Source organism: Devosia sp., assembly GCF_034675085.1.
Taxonomy (GTDB): domain Bacteria; phylum Pseudomonadota; class Alphaproteobacteria; order Rhizobiales; family Devosiaceae; genus Devosia.
Map to the genome: position 1 here is coordinate 1 of NZ_JAUCDN010000330.1, position 3,565 is coordinate 3,565.

Consider the following 3,565-nt stretch of genomic DNA (forward strand, 5'->3'; position numbering starts at 1 on the left):
TGCCTGCATTACAGCGACGGGGCCAAGCGCTGGCTCGCCGCCATGACGGTGCTGGGCGCCGGCATCGCTTTGCTCGAAATCTCGCTTTTCGGCTTCATGGGGTCCATCGTCGACTGGCTGGGCTCGGCCGATCGCGCGACCTTCCTTGCCGAGGAGGGCTGGAAGCTGGCGGGCATGGCCGCGCTGCTGATGCTGGCCATTCCGCTGCTACAAATCACCGATTCGATGATTATCCATCAAACGCTGCTGGGCAATTTCCCCCAGCGCATCCGCTGGATGGCGCATCGCTATCTCATCCGCCAGTCCATGAGCTATTTCCAGGACGAGTTCGCCGGCCGCATCGGCGCCAAGCTGATGCAGACCGCACTGGCCGTGCGCGAAGTGGTCATGAAGGTGCTCGACGTGACGGTCTATGTGGTCGTCTATTTCTCGGGCGCCGTGGTGCTGGCCTTTCTCAGCGATCCCTGGCTGGCGCTGCCCTTCGTCGTCTGGCTGGTCGGCTATGTCCTGCTCATGCGCTATTTCATCCCGCGCCTGGGCAAGATTTCTGAGGCGCAGGCCGACGCCCGCTCGATCATGACCGGACGCATCGTCGACAGCTACACCAATATCGCCACCGTCAAGCTCTTCTCCCATTCGCATCGGGAAGAGGCCTATGCCCGCGAATCCATGGATGGGTTCCTCTCCACCGTGCACAAGCAGATGCGCATGGTGACGGTGCTGCAATGTACCATCACCATCATGAACTGCACGCTGCTGTTCGCCGTCTTCGTCGTCGGCATCTGGCAATGGCTCAACGGCAATATGACGCCGGGCGCCATTGCGGTGGCAGCGGCGCTGGTGCTGCGTTTCCAGGGCATGAGCCAGTGGGTGATGTGGGAAATGTCGGCGCTGTTCGAGAATATCGGCGTGGTGCGCGACGGCATTTCCTCCATCTCGCTGCCGCGCGTGGTGGCCGACAAGCCCGCCGCCACCCCCATCGGCAAGGTGGAAGGCGATATCCGTTTCGAGAACATCTCCTTCCACTATGGCAAGGACAAGGGCGTCATCGAGGGGCTGAACCTGCATATAAGCCCCGGCGAGAAGATCGGCCTTGTCGGCCGCTCGGGCGCCGGCAAGTCCACCATCGTCAACCTGCTGCTGCGCTTTTACGACCGGCAGGACGGGCGCATCCTGATCGATGGCCACGACATCGCCGAGGTGACGCAGGACAGCCTGCGCGCCAATATCGGCGTGGTGACGCAGGATACCTCGCTCCTGCACCGCTCGGTGCGCGACAACATCCTTTATGGCCGGCCCGACGCCACCGATGCGATGATGCATGCCGCCGCCGAACAGGCCGAGGCCGCCGATTTCATCGCCACGCTCACCGATCTTAAGGGCCGCGTGGGCTATGACGCCCATGTGGGCGAGCGCGGGGTCAAGCTTTCCGGCGGCCAGCGCCAGCGCATCGCCATTGCCCGCGTGCTGCTCAAGAACGCGCCGATCCTGGTGCTGGACGAAGCCACCTCCGCCCTCGATTCCGAGGTCGAGGCGGCCATCCAGAGCCAGTTGCAGCGCCTCATGGACGGCAAGACCGTCATCGCCATCGCCCATCGCCTCTCCACCATCGCCATGATGGACCGGCTGGTGGTGCTGGACAAAGGCCGCATCGTCGAAGAGGGCACCCACGCCCAGCTTGTTGACGCCGGCGGCATCTACAGCCAGCTTTGGCATCGCCAGTCCGGCGGCTTCATCGACGCCGACCAGATCGGGGAGGCGGCCCAGTAGCGGCCGCTTTCCCTTCATCTCTCAATGCAATCAAGGAGAACCCAGATGGGTGACATCGACCTGACCCGAACCCTGCCCGGCCATAGCGGCGTCTGCCAGGACCAACCCAAACCCGTCGATCGTCTCCGAACCTGACCCGGAAGCCAGGCTTCCCTCAGGCGCGGCTCACTTCATGAGCTCAAAATGTTCAACCGCGTCGTCGATTTCTTCGACACCCTCTATTCGCCCGTCGCCCTGGCCGAAAACCGCCAGCCGCCCATGGGCCTTCGTCCCTTCGTCAGCTATTTCATCGGCCAGTTCCGCGCCGCCTTCGCCATCCGCATCGGCCTTGTCGCCATCGGTTCGGTGGCCGACGCGCTCATGCCGGTCTTTGTCGGCCTCGTGGTCGGCATGCTCGCCACCACCGCTCCGGGCGAAATCTTCACCCAGCACGGGCAAACCCTGCTCTGGATGATCTTCGTCGTCGCCCTGGTGCGGCCGCTGGCCTTCTTCTTCGATACCCTTGTCCGCAACCACGCCATCGTGCCCAATCTGGTCGATCTGGTGCGCTGGCAGAGCCATTGGCACGTCATCCGGCAGAGCTGGACCTTCTTCCAGAACGATTTCGCCGGCCGCGCCGCCAACAAGGTCATCCAGGCTGGCGAGGCCATCGAGATCGGGGTCAACCTCACCATAGACGCGGCCTGGTATGCGCTGGTCTTCGTCGTGGTGGCCATCGTCGTCCTGGCCCGGCTCGATCCGGTGCTGCTGGTGCCCATCGCGGTGTGGCTGCTGCTTTATGCAATCCTTTTTGCCATCACCATGCCGCTGATCGCCCGCTATTCGGAGGAGCTTTCCGAAGCCAAGTCGGTGATGACCGGGCGCATCGTGGACAGCTACACCAACATCCAGACGCTCAAGACCTTCTCCACCGGCGGCCATGAGGATCAATACGTGGCCGATTCCGTGCTCGACCACGCCATCGGCTTCCGCAAGCTGATGCGGGTATTCACCGCCATGTGGTCGGTGCTGTTCCTGCTCAATGCCGCGCTGGTGGTCTCGGTCACCTGGCTGGCGCTGAGCGGCTGGAACGAAGGCGTGCTTACCGCCGGCGCGGTGGCCACCGCCATTCCCTTCGCCCTGCAGATCATGAATATGAGCGGCTGGATTCTGGAGATCGGCTCCAACATCTTCCGCCAGATCGGCAATACCCGCGATTCGATGGATACCATCGCCCAGCCGCTGACCATGCTCGATGCGCCGGGCGCTCCGCCGCTCGCCGTCACTCAAGGCGAACTGGTCTACGACAAGGTCAGCTTCAACTACTGGCGCGGCAAGCAGGGCTCGGTCATCGACGATTTCAGCCTCGCCGTGGCGTCGGGCGAAAAGATCGGCCTTGTCGGCCGCTCCGGCTCGGGCAAGTCGACGCTGGTCAATCTGGCTCTGCGCATGTTCGACGTGCAGGAAGGGGGCATCCGCATCGACGGCCAGGATGTGCGCGAGGTCACCCAGGAAAGCCTGCGGGCCGCCATTGGCCTGGTCAGCCAGGACACCTCGCTCCTCCATCGCTCGGTGCGGGAAAACCTCAAATATGGCCGGCAATCGGCCAGCGACGCGGAGATGATCCGGGCCGCCGAGCAGGCAAAAGTCCACGACGTCATTCTCGGGCTGGCCGATCCCACCGGCCGCACCGGCTATGACGCCCATGTGGGCGAACGCGGCGTCAAGCTCTCCGGCGGCCAGCGCCAGCGCGTCGCCATCGCCCGCGTGCTGCTCAAGAACGCGCCGATCCTGGTGCTGGACGAAGCCACCTCCG

Annotated in this window: 2 protein-coding genes; both read left to right on the top strand. The window is 63.8% G+C overall.

Going from position 1 to position 3,565, the window contains the following annotated elements; genetic code table 11:
* On the top strand, positions 1–1,770 hold a 1,770-nt coding region (locus VDP82_RS15745; protein WP_323015775.1), incomplete at its 5' end, for an ABC transporter ATP-binding protein.
* Positions 1,771–1,953: 183 nt separating this feature from the next.
* The coding region (locus VDP82_RS15750; RefSeq protein WP_323015776.1) for an ABC transporter ATP-binding protein at positions 1,954–3,565 on the top strand (1,612 nt) is incomplete at its 3' end.